At 56.1% G+C, this 17,600-nt stretch carries 14 protein-coding genes; 8 read left to right on the top strand and 6 right to left on the bottom strand.

Annotated features, from left to right (window positions below; translation table 11 throughout):
• Positions 1 to 45: 45 nt before the first annotated feature.
• Together envZ and ompR are read right to left on the bottom strand one after the other, a co-directional pair.
• Entirely contained in the window at positions 46 to 1,392 is a 1,347-nt protein-coding gene (gene envZ, locus HV242_RS21675) for a two-component system sensor histidine kinase EnvZ (protein WP_050737690.1), read from the bottom strand.
• Positions 1,389 to 2,108 (bottom strand): osmolarity response regulator transcription factor OmpR, encoded by a 720-nt coding sequence (gene ompR / locus HV242_RS21680; RefSeq protein ID WP_006177890.1) that lies wholly within the window; start codon positions 2,106 to 2,108, stop codon positions 1,389 to 1,391. The genes envZ and ompR overlap by 4 nt, the downstream gene beginning before the upstream one ends.
• A gap of 232 nt (positions 2,109 to 2,340) precedes the next feature.
• Here ompR and greB point away from each other — a divergent pair, with 232 nt between their 5' ends.
• The 5 genes from greB to feoC all read left to right on the top strand — a co-directional run bounded on the left by greB (position 2,341) and on the right by feoC (position 8,352).
• Positions 2,341 to 2,814, top strand: a complete 474-nt coding sequence (gene greB / locus HV242_RS21685) for a transcription elongation factor GreB (RefSeq protein ID WP_014171964.1) — start codon at positions 2,341 to 2,343, stop codon at positions 2,812 to 2,814.
• 88 nt (positions 2,815 to 2,902) lie between these two features.
• Positions 2,903 to 5,233, top strand: coding sequence for a Tex family protein (locus HV242_RS21690; protein WP_014171965.1), 2,331 nt, complete (start codon positions 2,903 to 2,905; stop codon positions 5,231 to 5,233).
• A 292-nt stretch (positions 5,234 to 5,525) separates the two neighbouring features.
• The gene (feoA, locus tag HV242_RS21695) at positions 5,526 to 5,753 is read left to right on the top strand and encodes a ferrous iron transporter A (protein WP_020884570.1); all 228 of its coding nucleotides are present in this window, start codon (positions 5,526 to 5,528) and stop codon (positions 5,751 to 5,753) included.
• Between the two features lie 30 nt (positions 5,754 to 5,783).
• A complete protein-coding gene (gene feoB, locus HV242_RS21700; RefSeq protein WP_181616869.1) occupies positions 5,784 to 8,102 on the top strand; it encodes a Fe(2+) transporter permease subunit FeoB in 2,319 nt (772 codons plus the stop codon).
• 10 nt (positions 8,103 to 8,112) lie between these two features.
• Positions 8,113 to 8,352: a [Fe-S]-dependent transcriptional repressor FeoC gene (feoC, locus tag HV242_RS21705; RefSeq protein ID WP_014171968.1), complete on the top strand. Its 240-nt coding sequence runs from the start codon at positions 8,113 to 8,115 to the stop codon at positions 8,350 to 8,352.
• 30 nt (positions 8,353 to 8,382) lie between these two features.
• Here the strand turns inward: feoC and HV242_RS21710 are convergent, their stop codons facing one another.
• Positions 8,383 to 8,652, bottom strand: coding sequence for a YdgH/BhsA/McbA-like domain containing protein (locus HV242_RS21710; protein WP_020884569.1), 270 nt, complete (start codon positions 8,650 to 8,652; stop codon positions 8,383 to 8,385).
• A 111-nt stretch (positions 8,653 to 8,763) separates the two neighbouring features.
• Complete coding sequence (gene bioH / locus HV242_RS21715; protein ID WP_063858539.1) at positions 8,764 to 9,537, bottom strand: pimeloyl-ACP methyl ester esterase BioH; 774 nt, start codon at positions 9,535 to 9,537, stop codon at positions 8,764 to 8,766.
• A 36-nt stretch (positions 9,538 to 9,573) separates the two neighbouring features.
• Between bioH and gntX the strand changes: the two genes are divergently transcribed.
• The 3 genes from gntX (at position 9,574) to gntT (ending at position 12,518) form a co-directional block, all read left to right on the top strand.
• Positions 9,574 to 10,257, top strand: a complete 684-nt coding sequence (gene gntX / locus HV242_RS21720; protein ID WP_032679118.1) for a DNA utilization protein GntX — start codon at positions 9,574 to 9,576, stop codon at positions 10,255 to 10,257.
• 61 nt (positions 10,258 to 10,318) lie between these two features.
• The gene (gene nfuA / locus HV242_RS21725; RefSeq protein WP_003861601.1) at positions 10,319 to 10,894 is read left to right on the top strand and encodes a Fe-S biogenesis protein NfuA; all 576 of its coding nucleotides are present in this window, start codon (positions 10,319 to 10,321) and stop codon (positions 10,892 to 10,894) included.
• Between the two features lie 307 nt (positions 10,895 to 11,201).
• Positions 11,202 to 12,518 carry a gluconate transporter gene (gene gntT / locus HV242_RS21730; RefSeq protein ID WP_014171973.1) on the top strand — a complete coding sequence of 439 codons (1,317 nt, stop codon included), beginning with the start codon at positions 11,202 to 11,204 and terminating at the stop codon, positions 12,516 to 12,518.
• A 52-nt stretch (positions 12,519 to 12,570) separates the two neighbouring features.
• Here the strand turns inward: gntT and malQ are convergent, their stop codons facing one another.
• Together malQ and malP are read right to left on the bottom strand one after the other, a co-directional pair.
• Positions 12,571 to 14,652 carry a 4-alpha-glucanotransferase gene (gene malQ, locus HV242_RS21735; protein ID WP_025202852.1) on the bottom strand — a complete coding sequence of 694 codons (2,082 nt, stop codon included), beginning with the start codon at positions 14,650 to 14,652 and terminating at the stop codon, positions 12,571 to 12,573.
• A gap of 9 nt (positions 14,653 to 14,661) precedes the next feature.
• Positions 14,662 to 17,055, bottom strand: coding sequence for a maltodextrin phosphorylase (gene malP, locus HV242_RS21740; protein ID WP_050737693.1), 2,394 nt, complete (start codon positions 17,053 to 17,055; stop codon positions 14,662 to 14,664).
• Positions 17,056 to 17,600 lie beyond the last annotated feature (545 nt).

Here is a 17,600-nt window from a genome sequence, read left to right on the forward strand (position 1 = left end):
GCTGACCCGACCTGCAAAAAAAAGGGTGGCTTTTGCCACCCTTTTTTAACTATCTCTCACCTGCCCGCGCGTCACCGGCACCGGTAACCATGCGCGAATGCTTAAACCGCCCCGCTCACTGGTCCCAATCTCCAGCAAGCCGTTATGGTTATCCACAATACGCTGCACAATCGCCAGGCCTAAGCCGGTTCCGCTGGTACTGCGCGCGCTATCGCCCCGCACAAACGGCTGGAACAGATGCTTACGCTGCTCTGGCTTAATGCCCGGACCGTCATCTTCCACCTGGAACCAGGCGCGGTTGAGCTCAGATCCGCTGCTGACTTTAATCCAGCCATTGCCATAACGGGCCGCGTTAACCACCATATTGGCCACCGCACGTTTAATGGAAAGCGGGTGCATCCGCACCTGAATTTCACCGGCCTGCAGGTCGGTATCGATTTCCCGCTCGTAGCCGCTTTCCGCCGCGACCACTTCACCGAGTACCGCATTCAGATCGGCCATCTCCATCGGCATCTCCTGCCCGGTACGCAGGTAGTCAATGAACTGCTCGATAATGGCGTTACACTCTTCGATGTCCTTGTTAATGGACTCCGCAAGATAACCATCCTCTTCGCCCATCATCTCCGTCGCCAGACGGATACGCGTGAGCGGCGTGCGCAGGTCATGACTCACGCCCGCCATCAGCAGCGTACGGTCGTCTGCCAGCTGTTTCACGCCGGCCGCCATATGGTTAAAGGCCCGCGTCACGGAACGCACTTCTGAGGCGCCGTACTCACGCAGTGGCGGAGGAATAATCCCTTTACCGACCTGCAGCGCAGCGTGCTCCAGGTCGACCAGCGGTCGGTTCTGTATACGAATAAACAGCCACGCGCCGCCTATCGCCAGCAGCATAATGGCAAGGGTGTAACGGAACAGCGGTGAGAAGTCACCCTGATGAATTTCGGTCAGCGGGACGCGCACCCAGATATTGGGTGATAGCCAGGTTTTCAGCCAGACGACCGGTGAGCTTTTGTTGACCTCAACGCGCACTTCCGTCGGGCCACCTAACTGCTGCGCCATCTGCTGGCTGAGGAACTCATAATGCTGCGCCCAGCGCAGGCCAGCGTCTTCTGCCGCTTCGTTGGAGTAAAGCGAAATACCCAGCTCACGGTAGATTTCACGGCGAAACGCCGGGGGAACAACTAACTGCGTGCCGTCCTCCAGTTGCAGTTTATCGGTCATCAGCATACGCACTTCGTATGCCAGAACCTTATTGAACTGCTGGAGGCTCGGCAGGATCGCAAAGTTCAGCACCACCAGATAGGTTGTCACCAGGCTGACAAACAGCAGGGTGACAATCAGTAACAGCGTACGGGCAAATGAGCTTCGCGGAGAGAAGCGCATTCGCCTCATGCTTTAGCGCCGTCCGGGACAAACACGTAGCCCAGACCCCATACGGTCTGAATATAACGAGGATGCGCCGGATCTTCTTCCACCATGCGGCGCAGACGGGAGATCTGCACGTCAATGGAACGTTCCATTGCGGAGTATTCACGGCCACGCGCCAGGTTCATCAGCTTGTCACGTGAAAGCGGCTCACGCGGGTGGCTGACCAGCGCTTTCAGCACTGCGAACTCACCGCTGGTGAGCGGCATAGGTTCATCTTCACGGAACATCTCACGGGTACCGAGATTCAGCTTGAACTTACCAAACGCAATCACCGCTTCTTCCTGCGACGGTGCGCCAGGCAGTTCGTTCGCCTGACGGCGCAGCACGGCGCGAATACGGGCCAGCAGTTCACGCGGGTTGAACGGTTTTGGAATGTAGTCGTCGGCGCCGATTTCCAGACCAACGATGCGGTCAACCTCTTCCCCTTTCGCCGTCACCATGATGATCGGCATAGGGTTGCTCTGGCTACGCAGACGGCGGCAGATGGAAAGCCCGTCTTCACCAGGCAGCATCAGGTCGAGTACCATAAGATGGAATGATTCGCGGGTCAGCAGACGGTCCATCTGCTCAGCGTTGGCCACGCTACGAACCTGGAAGCCCTGCTCGGTCAGATAACGCTCAAGCAGCGCACGCAGGCGCATGTCGTCATCCACGACCAGAATTTTGTAGTTCTCTTGCATTGTGTGTACTCCCAAAGGTTCGGATAGTCTAATAACAGCGTATTCTAAAAAAGTGCACGTGTTCGACCAGCTAATTCTGGTATAAATTCTAGTCGAAATTGTTACAAAGCATATTTAACAGCAGCTTATCTGCACATTTCATCACATAAATCATTATTAACGTTGTCTGTTAGACTACGTGATACGTAATGTGCGCAAAGAATGCAATGATGTCGAGTCTTAAGGTCACCCCATGAAAACGCCCCTGATCACCCGTGAAGGGTATGAGAAACTCAAAAAAGAGATGGATTACCTGTGGCGCGAAGAGCGTCCTGAAGTGACCAAGAAAGTGACCTGGGCCGCAAGCCTGGGCGATCGCAGTGAAAATGCTGACTACCAGTACAACAAAAAACGGTTACGTGAAATCGACCGCCGGGTCCGCTATCTGACCAAATGCCTTGAGAACCTCAAAATAGTGGATTACTCCCCACAGCAGGAAGGCAAAGTGTTTTTCGGCGCGTGGGTCGAGATTGAGAACGACGATGGCGACACTCTGCGTTTTCGTATCGTCGGCTATGACGAAATTTTTGGTCGTAAGGATTACATCTCTATCGACTCACCAATGGCCCGTGCGCTGCTGAAAAAGGAAGTGGGCGATTTGGCCGTCGTGCAGACCCCTGGCGGCGAAGCCAGCTGGTACGTCAACGAAATTACGTACGTTAAATAGTCCGAGAGCGCCCTCCGCGGCTGGCATTTTGCCGTGTCAGCCCGTATAACTATCCCCTGATTTTTTCGACTCAACAGATGATAAAGCCATGATGAAAGATTCGCTCTGCCGCATTATTGCGGGTGAACTTCAGGCCAGAGCCGAACAGGTAGAAGCTGCCGTTCGCCTGCTTGATGAAGGGAACACCGTGCCGTTTATTGCACGTTATCGTAAGGAAGTCACCGGCGGTCTGGATGACACGCAGCTGCGTAACCTGGAGACCCGTCTCGGTTACCTGCGCGAACTGGAAGACCGTCGTCAGGCGATCCTCAAATCCATCGGCGAACAGGGAAAACTGACCAGCGAGCTGGAAACCGCAATCAACGGCACCCTGAGCAAAACCGAACTCGAAGACCTTTATCTGCCGTACAAACCGAAGCGCCGCACCCGTGGACAGATTGCAATTGAGGCAGGCCTGGAGCCGCTGGCCGAACTGCTGTGGAACGAACCGTCCCACGACCCGGAAACCGAAGCCGCGAAGTTTATCGATGCCGATAAAGGGGTTGCAGACACCAAAGCCGCACTCGACGGCGCGCGCTACATTCTGATGGAGCGCTTCTCCGAAGATGCCGCCCTGCTCGCGAAAGTGCGTGACTATCTGTGGAAAAACGCCCACATCGTCTCTACCGTGGTCAGCGGGAAAGAGGAAGAAGGCGCCAAGTTCCGCGATTATTTCGATCATCACGAACCCATCTCTACCACCCCTTCACACCGCGCGCTGGCGATGTTCCGCGGCCGCAACGAAGGCGTGCTCCAGCTCTCCCTGAATGCCGATCCACAGTTTGACGAGCCACCAAAAGAGAGCCACTGCGAGCAGATCATTATCGACCACCTCGGCCTGCGCCTGAACAACGCGCCGGCAGACAGCTGGCGCAAAGGCGTGGTGAGCTGGACGTGGCGCATCAAGGTGCTGATGCACCTCGAAACCGAACTGATGGGCACCGTGCGTGAACGCGCCGAAGACGAAGCAATCAACGTCTTCGCCCGTAACCTGCACGACCTGCTGATGGCCGCACCTGCCGGCCTGCGCGCCACCATGGGTCTCGATCCGGGTCTGCGTACCGGCGTAAAAGTGGCCGTGGTTGACGGTACCGGCAAGCTGGTGGCTACCGACACCATTTATCCGCATACCGGCCAGGCGGCGAAGGCTGCCGTCGTGGTTGCGGCGCTGTGCGAGAAATACAACGTGGAGCTGGTGGCCATCGGCAACGGTACGGCCTCCCGTGAAACCGAGCGTTTCTACCTCGACGTGCAGAAACAGTTCCCGAAAGTCACCGCACAGAAAGTGATTGTCAGCGAGGCGGGCGCTTCCGTCTATTCAGCGTCTGAACTGGCCGCCCTGGAGTTCCCGGACCTGGACGTTTCCCTGCGCGGTGCAGTTTCTATCGCCCGTCGTCTGCAGGATCCGCTGGCGGAGCTGGTTAAGATCGACCCGAAATCCATCGGCGTCGGCCAGTATCAGCATGACGTGAGCCAGACTCAGCTGGCCCGTAAGCTGGATGCGGTCGTGGAAGACTGCGTAAACGCCGTCGGCGTTGACCTGAACACGGCCTCTGTTCCCCTGCTGACCCGCGTGGCGGGCTTAACCCGCATGATGGCGCAAAACATCGTTGCCTGGCGTGATGAAAACGGCCAGTTCCAGAACCGCCAGCAGTTGCTGAAGGTGAGCCGTCTGGGGCCAAAAGCGTTTGAGCAGTGCGCGGGCTTCCTGCGCATCAACCACGGCGATAACCCGCTGGATGCCTCGACCGTTCACCCGGAAGCGTACCCGGTAGTGGAACGCATTCTGGCCGCAACCCAGCAGGCGCTGAAAGACCTGATGGGCGACAGCAGCGCGCTGCGCAACCTGAAGGCGGTCGATTTTACCGACGAACAGTTCGGGGTGCCGACGGTCACGGACATCATCAAAGAGCTGGAAAAACCGGGCCGCGATCCGCGTCCTGAGTTTAAAACCGCGACCTTCGCCGACGGCGTTGAAACCATGAATGACCTGCTTCCGGGCATGGTACTCGAAGGGGCAGTCACTAACGTCACCAACTTTGGCGCGTTTGTCGATATCGGCGTGCACCAGGATGGTCTGGTCCACATCTCTTCCCTTGCCGATAAATTCGTTGAAGATCCGCATACCGTGGTCAAAGCGGGCGACATCGTGAAGGTGAAGGTGATGGAAGTGGATCTGCAGCGTAAGCGTATTGCCCTGACGATGCGTCTGGACGAGCAGCCAGGTGAAACCAGCGCGCGCCGCGGCAGTAACGGCGGCGGACGCGAGCAGCAGCGCCCGGCCGCAAAAGCGGCGAAGCCACGCGGACGTGACGCCCAGCCTGCGGGCAACAGCGCCATGATGGATGCGCTGGCGGCAGCAATGGGTAAGAAACGCTAACCGCATAAAAAAGGCCCGGTGATGCGTCACTCACCGGGCCGATATCCCGCCGAAATTAATTGTAAAATATGAAACCGGTTGTATATCTATATTTCAACTATCAGTGATCACACTATTAACAAATAAGCCTTTCCTCTCCCTGCCGCAGAATCAGTAAATATTGAGCAAGGTCAAACAGGCCGTAAATTAATACCGCAAACAACATTCCGTCACAGTTTTATTATTGCTGATAAAAACTATTCTCATTATCATCCCATAGTAGATATTTTAACCTCTCGTGGAATCAGGCATTATGCAATTCACTCCAGACAGTGCATGGAAAATTACCGGTTTTACCCACGAAATTAGCCCGGCCTATCGACAAAAGCTGCTGTCGCTGGGCATGCTGCCCGGCTCGTCATTTCAGGTCGTGCGCGTCGCCCCGTTAGGTGATCCGGTGCATATCGAAACCCGACGCGTAAATCTGGTATTGCGTAAAAAAGATCTCGCATTAATAGAAGTCGAAGCCTTATCCCGATAACAAGCCAGCGGTTTCAGTGAGTCCAGAAAAATGAAAAAATTAACTATTGGCTTAATTGGCAATCCTAATTCCGGCAAGACAACGCTATTTAACCAGCTCACGGGTGCGCGCCAGCGCGTCGGTAACTGGGCTGGCGTAACGGTTGAACGTAAAGAAGGCCTGTTCTCAACAACAGATAACCAGGTCACGCTGGTTGACCTGCCCGGCACGTACTCCTTAACCACGATCTCCTCGCAAACTTCGCTCGATGAGCAGATTGCCTGCCACTATATTCTTAGCGGCGACGCGGATCTGCTCATCAACGTGGTTGATGCCTCAAACCTTGAGCGTAACCTCTACCTGACGCTGCAGCTGCTGGAGCTGGGCATTCCCTGCATCGTGGCGCTCAACATGCTCGACATTGCAGAGAAACAGAAACTGCGTATCGACGTCGATGCCCTCTCCGCACGGCTGGGGTGCCCGGTCGTTCCGCTGGTGTCGACGCGCGCCCGCGGTATTGATGCCCTGAAACTGGCTATCGATCGCCACGCGGGAAATCGTAACGTTGAGCTGGTGCACTACGCCCAGCCACTTCTGCGCGAAGCGGATCTGCTGGCACAAGAGATGGACCAAAGCATGCCCGCGAAACAGCGCCTGTGGCTCGGCCTGCAAATGCTGGAAGGGGATATCTACAGCCGCGCCTATGCTGGTCATGCGGCAGATAAACTGGACGTGGTCCTCGCCCGTCTGAGCGACGAGCTGGATGACCCGGCCCTGCATATCGCTGATGCTCGCTATCAGGCCATCGCCGCGATTTGCGACGTGGTCAGTAACGCCCTGACGGCGGAACCGAGCCGCTTCACCGCGGCCGTAGATAAGGTTGTGCTTAACCGCTTCCTCGGTTTGCCGGTCTTCTTGCTGGTGATGTACCTGATGTTCTTGCTCGCCATTAACATTGGTGGCGCACTCCAGCCGATTTTCGATGCCGGTTCCGTTGCTATCTTTGTTCATGGCATTCAGTGGGTGGGTTACACCCTGCATTTCCCGGAATGGCTGACCATCTTCCTTGCCCAGGGGATTGGCGGTGGTATCAACACCGTACTGCCTCTGGTGCCGCAAATCGGCATGATGTATCTGTTCCTCTCCTTCCTTGAGGATTCCGGTTACATGGCGCGCGCCGCCTTCGTCATGGATCGCCTGATGCAGGCGCTCGGTCTGCCAGGCAAATCCTTCGTGCCGCTGATCGTGGGCTTCGGCTGTAACGTGCCCTCGGTTATGGGTGCCCGTACGCTGGATGCACCGCGTGAACGTCTGATGACCATTATGATGGCACCGTTTATGTCCTGCGGTGCGCGACTGGCTATCTTCGCGGTCTTTGCCGCGGCCTTCTTTGGGCAGCAGGGGGCGCTGGCGGTCTTCTCGCTGTACGTGCTGGGTATCGTCATGGCCATTCTCACGGGGCTGATGCTGAAACACACCATCATGCGCGGCGAAGCGTCGCCGTTCGTTATGGAACTGCCGGTCTACCACGTCCCCCATCTTAAAAGCCTGGTGATCCAGACCTGGCAGCGCCTGAAAGGCTTCGTCCTGCGTGCCGGTAAAGTGATTGTTATCGTGAGTATTTTCCTGAGCGCGCTGAACAGCTTCACCCTGAGCGGACAGGCTGCGGATAACATCAACGACTCCGCCCTCGCCTCCGTCAGCCGCGTCATAACCCCGGTCTTCAAACCGATTGGCGTCCATGACGATAACTGGCAGGCGACCGTCGGTCTTTTCACCGGTGCGATGGCGAAAGAGGTGGTCGTCGGGACCCTGAATACGCTCTACACCGCGGAGAACATCCAGGAGCAAGCGTTCAATCCGGCAGAGTTTCATCTCGGTAACAAACTGCTGGGCGCCGTCGAAGAGACATGGCAGAGCCTGAAAGACACCTTCAGTCTGAGCGTGCTGGCGAACCCTATCGAGGCCAGTAAAGGTGACGGCGAAATGGCAACGGGTGCCATGGGCGTGATGAGCGAGAAATTTGGCAGCGCCTCTGCGGCCTACAGCTACCTCATCTTTGTTCTGCTCTATATTCCGTGCATCTCCGTCATGGGTGCGATTGCCCGCGAGTCCAGCCGTGGCTGGATGGGCTTCTCCATTCTGTGGGGGCTCAACATCGCGTACTCGCTGGCGACGCTCTTTTATCAGACCGTTAACTTTAGCCAGCACCCGCGTTATAGCCTGGTGTGCATCCTGGCGGTTGTGCTGTTTAACGTGCTCGTTCTCGGCCTGCTACGCCGGGCACGCAGCCGGGTTGATATCAACCTGCTGGCAAACCGCAAAACGGCTGCCACCTGTTGCAACAGCCCGGCGGGCGACTGTCACTAAGGGGTAAGCCATGGCATCGTTGATTCAGGTACGTGATCTGCTGGCGTTACAAGGGCGAATGGAGGCGAAACAGCTGAGCCTCACCCTGCATACGCCACAGCCGATGATCGATGCCATGCTGGAAAGACTGGAAGCCATGGGAAAAGCTGTGCGTATTCAGGAAGAGGCGGAGGGCTGCCTGTCCGGCAGTTGTAAAAGCTGCCCGGAAGGAAAAGCCTGCCTCAGAGAGTGGTGGGCACTGCGCGCATAAAGCCGGGCATCGCTGCCCGGCATTAACGTATTACTTATAGACGTCCGCCGTTGCGCGCACGTTTTTGGTCTGTTTTTCGGCACTGGTGACGACGTAGTACTTCCCACCCAGCTCATCCGCTTTCTTAGACAGCTCTCTTTTGGCGTCCATCGGCGCGGTCGTGTCAGACGTAGAAATCTCACCAACTTTGGTCAGATTCATCCCGGCAACTTTATCTTTTTCCAGCTCTTGTGCCGCAAAGGCGCCAAATGAAAGTGACCCAATAACCAGAGAAGTGACGATACCTGTAACAAGTTTCATAGCCTGACTCTCCATAGGATTGTTGTTTTGATTATCGTAGGCAGAACAACCGCAACGACATCTGGAGTATGGTTGCGGTGTGAAACTTTTTCCAGGCTGGATAGAAAATAATCAGTCTAAACGTTGACTTAACGCAACGAGCGCTGAACAAAACTCCGCCGGATGAGAGATAAACGGCGCATGCGCGGCTTTGTTTATCACCAGAGACTCACTTTGTGGCCAGAGTGAATCCAGCACTGGAACCACTTTGCGCGGCACCAGCCCATCGAGGTAGCCGTAGATACGCAGGTGCGGCATCGCCAGCGCGGCCAGCGGCTCACGCAAATCGACGGTTTTGAGGATCTCAAGCCCCCCGTTAAGCACCTCAACGTCCGGCATCGGCAGGGAAAGCACGGTCTGCTTCAGCGCTCTGGCATCCTGACGCGCGGTGTCGGTTCCCATTGTCTGCAGGGCCAGGAAACGCTCAACGGTCCGCTGGAAGTCTTCGCTCAACTGTTTCTGGAACCCGGCCAGCACATCCGGTTTTATGCCCGGCCAGTCGTCCTTTGCACTGAAGCACGGTGACGAGGCTACCGTGACCAGCGCACGCACGCGCTCGGGATGGGTCAAGGCAATCTGGCTCGCCACCAGCCCGCCCAGGCTCCAGCCCAGCCAGATGGCGTGTTGCGGCGCAGCGTCCAGCACCTGCTGCGCCATCTCCTCAACCGACATTGCCCCAGAGCCGCGACTGCGGCCAAAGCCCGGTAAATCCACCAGATGCAGGGTAAATTGCGAGGCGAGTTCCCCGGTTATGCAATTCCATACTTCGGCATTCAGGCCCCATCCGTGCAGCAGCACAAGATGGCAATTTCCCGTCCCTACGGTCTGCCACCACAGCGTCTTCATCAGTTACTGTTCTCTTTTTTCACATGGAGGTTGCACATGTTAACAGTGCCTGGCTTGTGCTGGCTATGCCGGATGCCGCTTGCCCTCAGCGCATGGGGCGTCTGCTCCGTTTGCACCCGCTCGCTGAAAAGGCAGGCGATGACGTGTCCGCAGTGTGGGCTAGCGGCCACCGGGCGAGACGTTCCCTGCGGCCGCTGCCTGAAAAAAGCGCCGCCGTGGTGTGCCCTGGTGGCTGTGGATGATTATGTTGCGCCGTTAAGCGGCCTTATACATGCGCTGAAGTTTGCCGGCCAGAGTGTGCTGGCGCGTCCCCTCGCCCGCCTGTTACTGCTGGCCGTTTTACAGGCGCGACGCACCCGCGGCCTGCCGAACATCGACATGGTGGTCAACGTGCCTTTATACCGTCGCCGACACTGGCGACGCGGCTACAACCAAAGTGACTTGCTTTGCCGCCCGCTCGCGCGATGGCTCGGTTGCCGGTACGACGCCCGTGCGCTCAAACGCGTCCATAATACGGCTATCCAGCATCAGCTCACGGCCCGGCTTCGCAAAAGGAACCTCAAAAATGCCTTTCGTCTTGAATTCCCGGTCAAAGGCCTCCATATCGCGATTGTGGATGATGTCGTCACCACAGGCAGTACCGTTGCTGAACTTTCCCGACTGCTTTTGCAAAGCGGCGCCGCGTCGGTTCAGGTATGGTGTCTGTGCCGTACCTTGTAGCCCTTCTTCAATGGGCGTATGATTATACCCAGGTAATTTAGTCAACTATTAGGCCAAAGCTATGATCCGTATTTCCGATTCTGCACAAGCGCACTTTGCCAAACTGCTGGCAAATCAGGAAGAAGGGACGCAGATCCGCGTGTTTGTGATCAATCCAGGCACTCCGAATGCAGAATGTGGTGTCTCTTATTGTCCTCCGGACGCAGTGGAAGCGACTGACACTGCCCTTAAATTTGAACAGCTCACGGCTTACGTTGATGAGCTGAGCGCACCGTATCTTGAAGATGCGGAGATCGACTTCGTCACCGATCAGCTGGGTTCTCAGCTGACCCTGAAAGCGCCAAACGCCAAAATGCGTAAAGTGTCTGACGATGCCCCACTGATGGAGCGCGTCGAGTACCTGCTGCAGTCTCAGATCAACCCACAGCTGGCGGGCCACGGCGGTCGTGTTTCCCTGATGGAAATCACTGAAGACGGCCTGGCGATCCTGCAGTTCGGCGGCGGCTGTAACGGTTGTTCAATGGTTGATGTCACGCTGAAAGAAGGGATCGAGAAGCAGCTGCTGAACGAATTCCCGGAACTGAAAGGTGTGCGCGATCTGACCGAACACCAGCGCGGCGAGCACTCTTACTACTAAGCGTCCGCCTGCTTTTGCCCGGTGGCGCTATGCTTACCGGGCCTGTTTTCCCCTCCCTGCCTTGCCTCCCCATATGTTGACCTGCGTCTCATAATTCAAATTTAGCCCCCCAGGGTGATTCTCAACCACGATATGTTACCCGTATCATTCTCGTGGGCACTAAGCACCTTCATAACAGCCGACTAAACTTAATAGTTTCCAAGGCAACAGTATTAGTGCCGTTAACACTCTGTTCCCAGTTGGGACAATCGGAATTTGTCGTTGAAACAATGACGTTACCCATAACAATTCAAAGGCCAGGTAAATCATGCCATTAGTCATCGTTGCTATCGGTGTTGTGTTATTACTGCTCTTGATGATCCGTTTCAAAATGAACGGGTTTATCGCTCTGGTTCTGGTGGCACTTGCAGTCGGTCTGATGCAAGGGATGCCGCTGGTGAAAGTCATCAGCTCCATTAAAGCCGGTGTCGGCGGCACGCTCGGTAGCCTGGCACTGATCATGGGCTTTGGCGCTATGCTCGGCAAAATGCTGGCGGACTGTGGGGGCGCCCAGCGTATTGCCACCACGCTGATTGCCAAATTTGGTAAGAAGAATATCCAGTGGGCGGTTGTGTTAACCGGGTTTACCGTCGGTTTCGCACTGTTCTATGAAGTGGGCTTCGTGCTGATGCTGCCACTGGTGTTCACCATCGCAGCGGCAGCGAACATTCCACTGCTGTATGTCGGTGTACCGATGGCCGCCGCGCTGTCCGTTACGCACGGTTTCCTGCCACCACACCCGGGTCCAACCGCGATCGCCACCATCTTCCATGCCGATATGGGTAAAACCCTGCTGTTCGGTACGATTCTGGCAATCCCGACGGTGATCCTGGCCGGCCCGGTTTATGCCCGTTTCCTGAAAGGGATTGATAAGCCTATCCCGGAAGGTCTGTACAGCGCGAAAACCTTCACGGAAGAAGAGATGCCTGGTTTTGGCGTCAGCGTCTGGACCTCTCTGGTGCCGGTCATCCTGATGGCGATGCGTGCCGTGGCGGAAATGATCCTGCCAAAAGGCCACCCGTTCCTGTCCGTTGCCGAGTTCCTGGGCGACCCGGTGATGGCGACGCTGATTGCGGTGCTGATTGCGATGTTCACCTTCGGCCTGAACCGTGGTCGTTCGATGGATCAGATTAACGACACGCTGACCTCTTCCATCAAAATCATTGCCATGATGCTGCTGATTATCGGTGGTGGCGGTGCGTTCAAGCAGGTGCTGGTCGACAGCGGCGTGGATAAATACATCGCGGCCATGATGCATGAAACCAATGTGTCACCGCTGCTGATGGCGTGGTCTATCGCTGCGGTGCTGCGTATCGCGCTCGGCTCTGCAACCGTTGCGGCAATCACCGCCGGTGGTATCGTTGCGCCGCTGATTGCGACGACGGGCGTGAGCCCTGAGCTGATGGTTATCGCGGTAGGTTCCGGTAGCGTGATTTTCTCTCACGTGAACGATCCGGGCTTCTGGCTGTTCAAGGAATATTTCAACCTGACTATCGGTGAAACCATCAAGTCCTGGTCTGCACTGGAAACCATTATTTCGGTGTGTGGTCTGGTCGGGGTTCTGCTGTTGAACATGGTTATCTGATATCAAAAAGCCGGGTAGCTTGCGCTTACCCGGCTTTCTTCTCTCTGCGAGACTACCGCGTTTTACCCACCGCTTTTCTGCGCTTATCCAAATCCTTAATCAGCCTGTTCACCCCGTCATCGGCAAACATCTTCTCAAGCGTGATGGACAATTTGCGACGCCAGTTCTTGTACTGATAGCTGGTACCCGGAATGTTCACCGGCTCCGCCATATCAATCCAGTCTTCCGGCTGCAGACCCAGCAGGGCACTGTTGCTGTCGGCTATATAGCGCTGCAATCCGCGGTTGAGCGTAGGCGTCATCGACATCAGTGATGCCTTATGCCCGGCGCGTTTCGGCAGGCAGCCATGCTTGTGTAACGCATCAAGCAACCCTTGCTTCGCCAGCTCGCGATCCTGATACAGCCCACGTAAGACCTCTTCATCCGGATACAGACCCAGCGTTTTACCGAGCGTCAGATCGCCGCTTTCCCAATAGCCACGAAGCGTAGGAAGGTCATGCGTCGTCGCGACTGCCATTGACTGTTCAGGGTACGCTTTCGGCGCGCGGAAGGTTTTCTCATGGTCGTTTTCAAAATAGAGCACTTTATAGGAGTAAACACCGCTGTCGCGGAGCTTACTGACAATCTCAACCGGCACGGTACCGAGATCTTCGCCGATCACCATGCACTGATGACGTTTACTCTCCAGCGCCAGGATCGAGAGCAGATCGTCAACCGGATATTGTACATACGCGCCGTGGTCAGCCGTTTCACCATAAGGGATCCACCACAGACGCAGGACGGACATCACGTGGTCAATTCGCAGCGCGCCGCAGTTTTGCATGTTGGCGCGCAGCAGGTCGATAAACGGCTCGTAAGCCCGCGCAGCCATGACGTGTGGATCCATCGGCGGCAAACCCCAGTTCTGGCCGAGCGGGCCAAGAATATCCGGCGGTGCGCCCACGGAGGCCTTCAGGCAATAAAGCTCGCGGTCACACCAGGTTTCCGCCCCGCCTTCCGCCACGCCAACGGCCAGATCGCGGTACAGGCCGATCGGCATTTTATAGCCCTGGCTCACCTGCCAGCAGGCGGCAAACTGGCTGTAAGCCAGCCACTGCAGCCAGAGGAAGAAATCCACCTCGTCAGCATACTTTTTGCAGAACGCCTGCACTTCGGGCGTATCGACAGATTGATACGCTTCCGGCCATACCGGCCAGCCCCAGCGCATTTCGTCCTCTTTTACCTGATAAGCGTGCAATGCATCGAACGCCGCCTGCCAGTAAAGGCTCTCGCCTTCCTGAGCTACAAACTGGCGGAAAGCCGACATTTGCTCGTCATCACGCTGCGAAAAACCTTTCCACGCCAGACGTAACGCGGCCATTTTCAGTGCGGTGACGGTGGCATAGTCTACCCAGTCCGTCTCGCGCGCCTGCTTCAGCGCCTGCTGAGTGGTCGTGAGGTTCCACCACGCCTGCGCCTCTTTGCTGCTTTTGAAATCGTCTAAGGCGTTCACGTCAATGTAAATCACGTTCAGCCAGCGACGGGATGACGGGCTGTACGGACTGGCACTTTCCGGGTTCGCCGGATAGAGCGCATGAATGGGGTTGAGGCCGATAAACGCACCGCCGCGCTCGCCCACATCCGCCAGCATCTTTTTCAGGTCGCCAAAATCGCCGATACCCCAGTTGCTGTCAGAGCGCAGCGTGTAGAGCTGCACGCAGGCCCCCCACAGCTTTTTACCCTCGAGCAACGCCTGCGGCTCATAGCAGCGTTTTGGCGCAACAATCACCCGACAATGAAAACGCTGGTCGTCCTGCGTGAGGGTTAACGTGTGATAGCCCTCCGGCAGTTTTGCCGGAAGGTTAAGTGCTTTGCCACCGGTGGCGTGGCCTTTGTGCTGTTGCCCCTCTTCGGTCGTGAGCAGCCAGCTAAATTCGCCGCGCCCGTTTACCGTAAGCGGCATCTTCTTACCGGCGGTAAACACCTTCACGTTCGGCACCGGAGCAACCGACGCTTTCGCGTCGGTCTTGTGCATGGCATCCAGCAAACGTCTTTTGGTGTCGGCGCCAATAGACTGTGGTTTGCCGTGAGCATTAATGTAACTGAGGCTGATCCCCGCCGCCTGCGCGGCACTGTCCAGACGTTTACTCTCCATCGCGCTTCCTTAGCGTTTTGCCTGCCAGATACGAGCCTGATAATCACGGATTGAGCGGTCAGAACTGAACATCCCGCAGCGGGCGGTGTTCAGAATGCACGCCCGGGTCCACGCTTCCTGGTCGCGATACAGCACGTCGACCTGTTTTTGCGCGTCCACATAGGCCGTAAAGTCCGCCATGACCAGATACGGGTCACCGCCGTGTTTGTCCATGCTGTGCAGCATCTGGTCAAAGGCATGTTTATCGCCATCGCTGTACTTACCGCTTTCCAGCTCTTTCAGAACCGCATCAAGAACTTTGTCTTTCTTACGCCATTTCACCGGGTCGTAACCTTTGGCCTTGAGGGCTTTCACTTCTTCGACGGTATGGCCGAAGATAAAGATGTTCTCTTCCCCCACCTTTTCGGCGATCTCGACGTTCGCGCCGTCGAGCGTACCGACGGTCAGCGCACCGTTCAGCGCCAGCTTCATGTTGCCGGTACCGGAAGCTTCTTTCCCTGCCGTGGAGATCTGCTCGGAGATATCCGCCGCCGGGATCAGCATCTCAGCTGCAGAGACGCAGTAGTCCGGCAGGAACACCACCTTCAGCTTGTCACCCACTTTCGGATCGTTATTGATGGCCGCGGCCACTTTATTAATGGCGAGGATAATGTTTTTCGCCAGGTAGTAGCCCGGTGCGGCTTTCGCCCCAAACAGGAACACGCGCGGTACGCGGTCAGCCTGCGGGTTCTCGCGGATCTCTTTATACAGCGCCAGAATATGCAGCAGGTTCAGGTGCTGGCGTTTGTACTCATGCAGACGTTTGATCTGAATATCGAAAATGGCGTTCGGGTTGATCTCAATCCCGGTACGCGCTTTGACAAAATGCGCCAGACGCACTTTGTTTTCGAGCTTAATGGCGCGGTACTGCTCGCGGAATGCCGCGTCGTCGGCATACTTTTCCAGATTGATAAGCTGGTCCAGATCGTTGGCCCACTCTTTCTTCAGGGTTTTGTCCAGCAGGCCAGCCAGCAGCGGGTTGCACTGCTTAATCCAGCGACGCGGCGTGATGCCGTTAGTCACGTTATGGAATTTGGTCGGCCACAGCTGGTGGTATTCCGGGAACAGGTCTTTCACCACCAGATCCGAGTGCAGCGCCGCCACACCGTTCACCGCAAAACCGCTTACCACGCACATGTTCGCCATGCGCACCTGTTTGTCATGTACCACAGCCAGCTTCGCCCACACCGCTTTGTCGCCCGGCCAGGTTTTATCCACTTGCTTTTTAAACGCGTCGTTAATCTTGTTGATGATCTGCATATGACGCGGCAGCAGGGCTTTCACCAGCTTCTCATCCCAGCACTCCAGCGCTTCAGGCATCAGGGTGTGGTTGGTATAGGCAAACGTACGGCTGGTGATCGCCCACGCGTCATCCCAGCCCAGCTGGTGCTCGTCAATCAGCACGCGCAGCAGTTCAGGAATCGCAATCGTCGGGTGCGTATCGTTAAGCTGGATCACTTCGAAGTCCGGCAGCTGCGCCAGCTTGCGGCCCGCCAGGTGATGACGACGCAGAATATCCGCAATGGAACAGGCACACTGGAAGTACTGCTGCATCAGACGCAGTTTCTTGCCCGCCAGATGGTTGTCGTTCGGGTAAAGGACTTTGGTCAGTTTCTCAGCGTCGATCCCCTGCTGCTCGGCACGCAGGAAATCGCCGTCGTTGAATTTGGTCAGGTTGAAGGGATGAGCGTGCTTTGCCTGCCACAGACGCAGCGGTTGCGCCACGCCGTTACGGTAGCCCAGCACCGGCAGATCCCAGGCTTCGCCGGTCAGGGTAAACGCAGGCTCCCACAGCCCCTGCTTCGTGACTTTACCACCAATGCCCACCTGCACATCAAGCTGTGCATTGTGGCGGAACCAGGGGTAAGTATTGCGGTGCCAGTCATCCGGCGCTTCCATCTGATGACCATCAGCAAACGACTGACGGAACAGGCCGTACTGGTAGTTCAGACCGTAGCCAATGGCCGACTGACCGACGGTGGCCATCGAGTCAAGGAAACAGGCCGCCAGACGTCCCAGACCACCGTTACCCAGCGCCGGGTCAATCTCTTCTTCCAGCAGGTCAGTCAGGTTAATGTCATGCTCTTTCAGCACATCACCCACCTCCTGATACCAGCCGAGGTTCAGCAGGTTATTACCTGTCAGACGGCCAATCAGGAACTCCATTGAGATGTAGTTAACGTGGCGCTGGTCTTTCGTCGGTTTTGCCAACGGTTGAGCATCCAGCTGCTCCGCGAGCGCACCGCTCACTGCCTGCCACCACTGGTGAGGCGTCATCTCGTTTGCAGCGTGAAGGCCAAAACGCTGCCACTGACGCGTCAGGGCAGCCTGGAATTGAGCTTTGTTAAAGGTAGGCTGTGACATAGGGAATTGGCATCCTGTAGAGAGAAAACACATGTTGGCGCTAGTGTGCCAGGCTCATTTCGCCTCTTCCTCATCCCGCAGGGGATTAGGCAGGGAGGAGTAGCGGGGATGAGCATAAAAGTGTGATCAAGGCCACTCTGAGAGCATAGTGTGAGTGTGCCAGGAAGAAAAAAAGATAACCGGGGAGAATGTCAAAAAAATGAAATACAGTTTCGGATGAAATTAATCCGCGCCGAAATGATTACTTACGCAGAATAATATTTCTGCAATGGGGCCTTACCTAAGGGGATTATTAATCTCACTCAACTTTACCCGAACTTTATTAAATTTGACGTCACTATACCTTTCTGAAACCAGTTTCAGCGTAACCGTGTGACACTGGGACAAGCCAGCGCTGACGCGGTGTTAAAGCCATTCTGGAAAAGTTCCGGTACTCGCCTGAATGTTTTGTGACAGAGTGCAAATTCAGAGCCACAAAACCCAGACATAACTTGCAATAGTTCTCTTTCTGGCCGACCTTATAGCTATTAATTACGAAGCGCAAA

This window comes from Enterobacter sp. RHBSTW-00593 (assembly GCF_013784105.1).
Classification (GTDB): Bacteria; Pseudomonadota; Gammaproteobacteria; order Enterobacterales; family Enterobacteriaceae; genus Enterobacter; species Enterobacter ludwigii.

Excerpts from the sequence above, each read along its gene's own strand:
- bioH (WP_063858539.1), bottom strand. The coding sequence starts at position 9,537 with ATGAAGACGCTGTGGTGGCAGACCGTAGGGACGGGAAATTGCCATCTT.
- gntT (WP_014171973.1), top strand. The coding sequence starts at position 11,202 with ATGCCATTAGTCATCGTTGCTATCGGTGTTGTGTTATTACTGCTCTTG.
- HV242_RS21710 (WP_020884569.1), bottom strand. The coding sequence starts at position 8,652 with ATGAAACTTGTTACAGGTATCGTCACTTCTCTGGTTATTGGGTCACTT.
- feoA (WP_020884570.1), top strand. The coding sequence starts at position 5,526 with ATGCAATTCACTCCAGACAGTGCATGGAAAATTACCGGTTTTACCCAC.
- malQ (WP_025202852.1), bottom strand. The coding sequence starts at position 14,652 with ATGGAGAGTAAACGTCTGGACAGTGCCGCGCAGGCGGCGGGGATCAGC.
- greB (WP_014171964.1), top strand. The coding sequence starts at position 2,341 with ATGAAAACGCCCCTGATCACCCGTGAAGGGTATGAGAAACTCAAAAAA.
- ompR (WP_006177890.1), bottom strand. The coding sequence starts at position 2,108 with ATGCAAGAGAACTACAAAATTCTGGTCGTGGATGACGACATGCGCCTG.
- feoB (WP_181616869.1), top strand. The coding sequence starts at position 5,784 with ATGAAAAAATTAACTATTGGCTTAATTGGCAATCCTAATTCCGGCAAG.
- malP (WP_050737693.1), bottom strand. The coding sequence starts at position 17,055 with ATGTCACAGCCTACCTTTAACAAAGCTCAATTCCAGGCTGCCCTGACG.
- nfuA (WP_003861601.1), top strand. The coding sequence starts at position 10,319 with ATGATCCGTATTTCCGATTCTGCACAAGCGCACTTTGCCAAACTGCTG.
- HV242_RS21690 (WP_014171965.1), top strand. The coding sequence starts at position 2,903 with ATGATGAAAGATTCGCTCTGCCGCATTATTGCGGGTGAACTTCAGGCC.
- feoC (WP_014171968.1), top strand. The coding sequence starts at position 8,113 with ATGGCATCGTTGATTCAGGTACGTGATCTGCTGGCGTTACAAGGGCGA.
- envZ (WP_050737690.1), bottom strand. The coding sequence starts at position 1,392 with ATGAGGCGAATGCGCTTCTCTCCGCGAAGCTCATTTGCCCGTACGCTG.
- gntX (WP_032679118.1), top strand. The coding sequence starts at position 9,574 with ATGTTAACAGTGCCTGGCTTGTGCTGGCTATGCCGGATGCCGCTTGCC.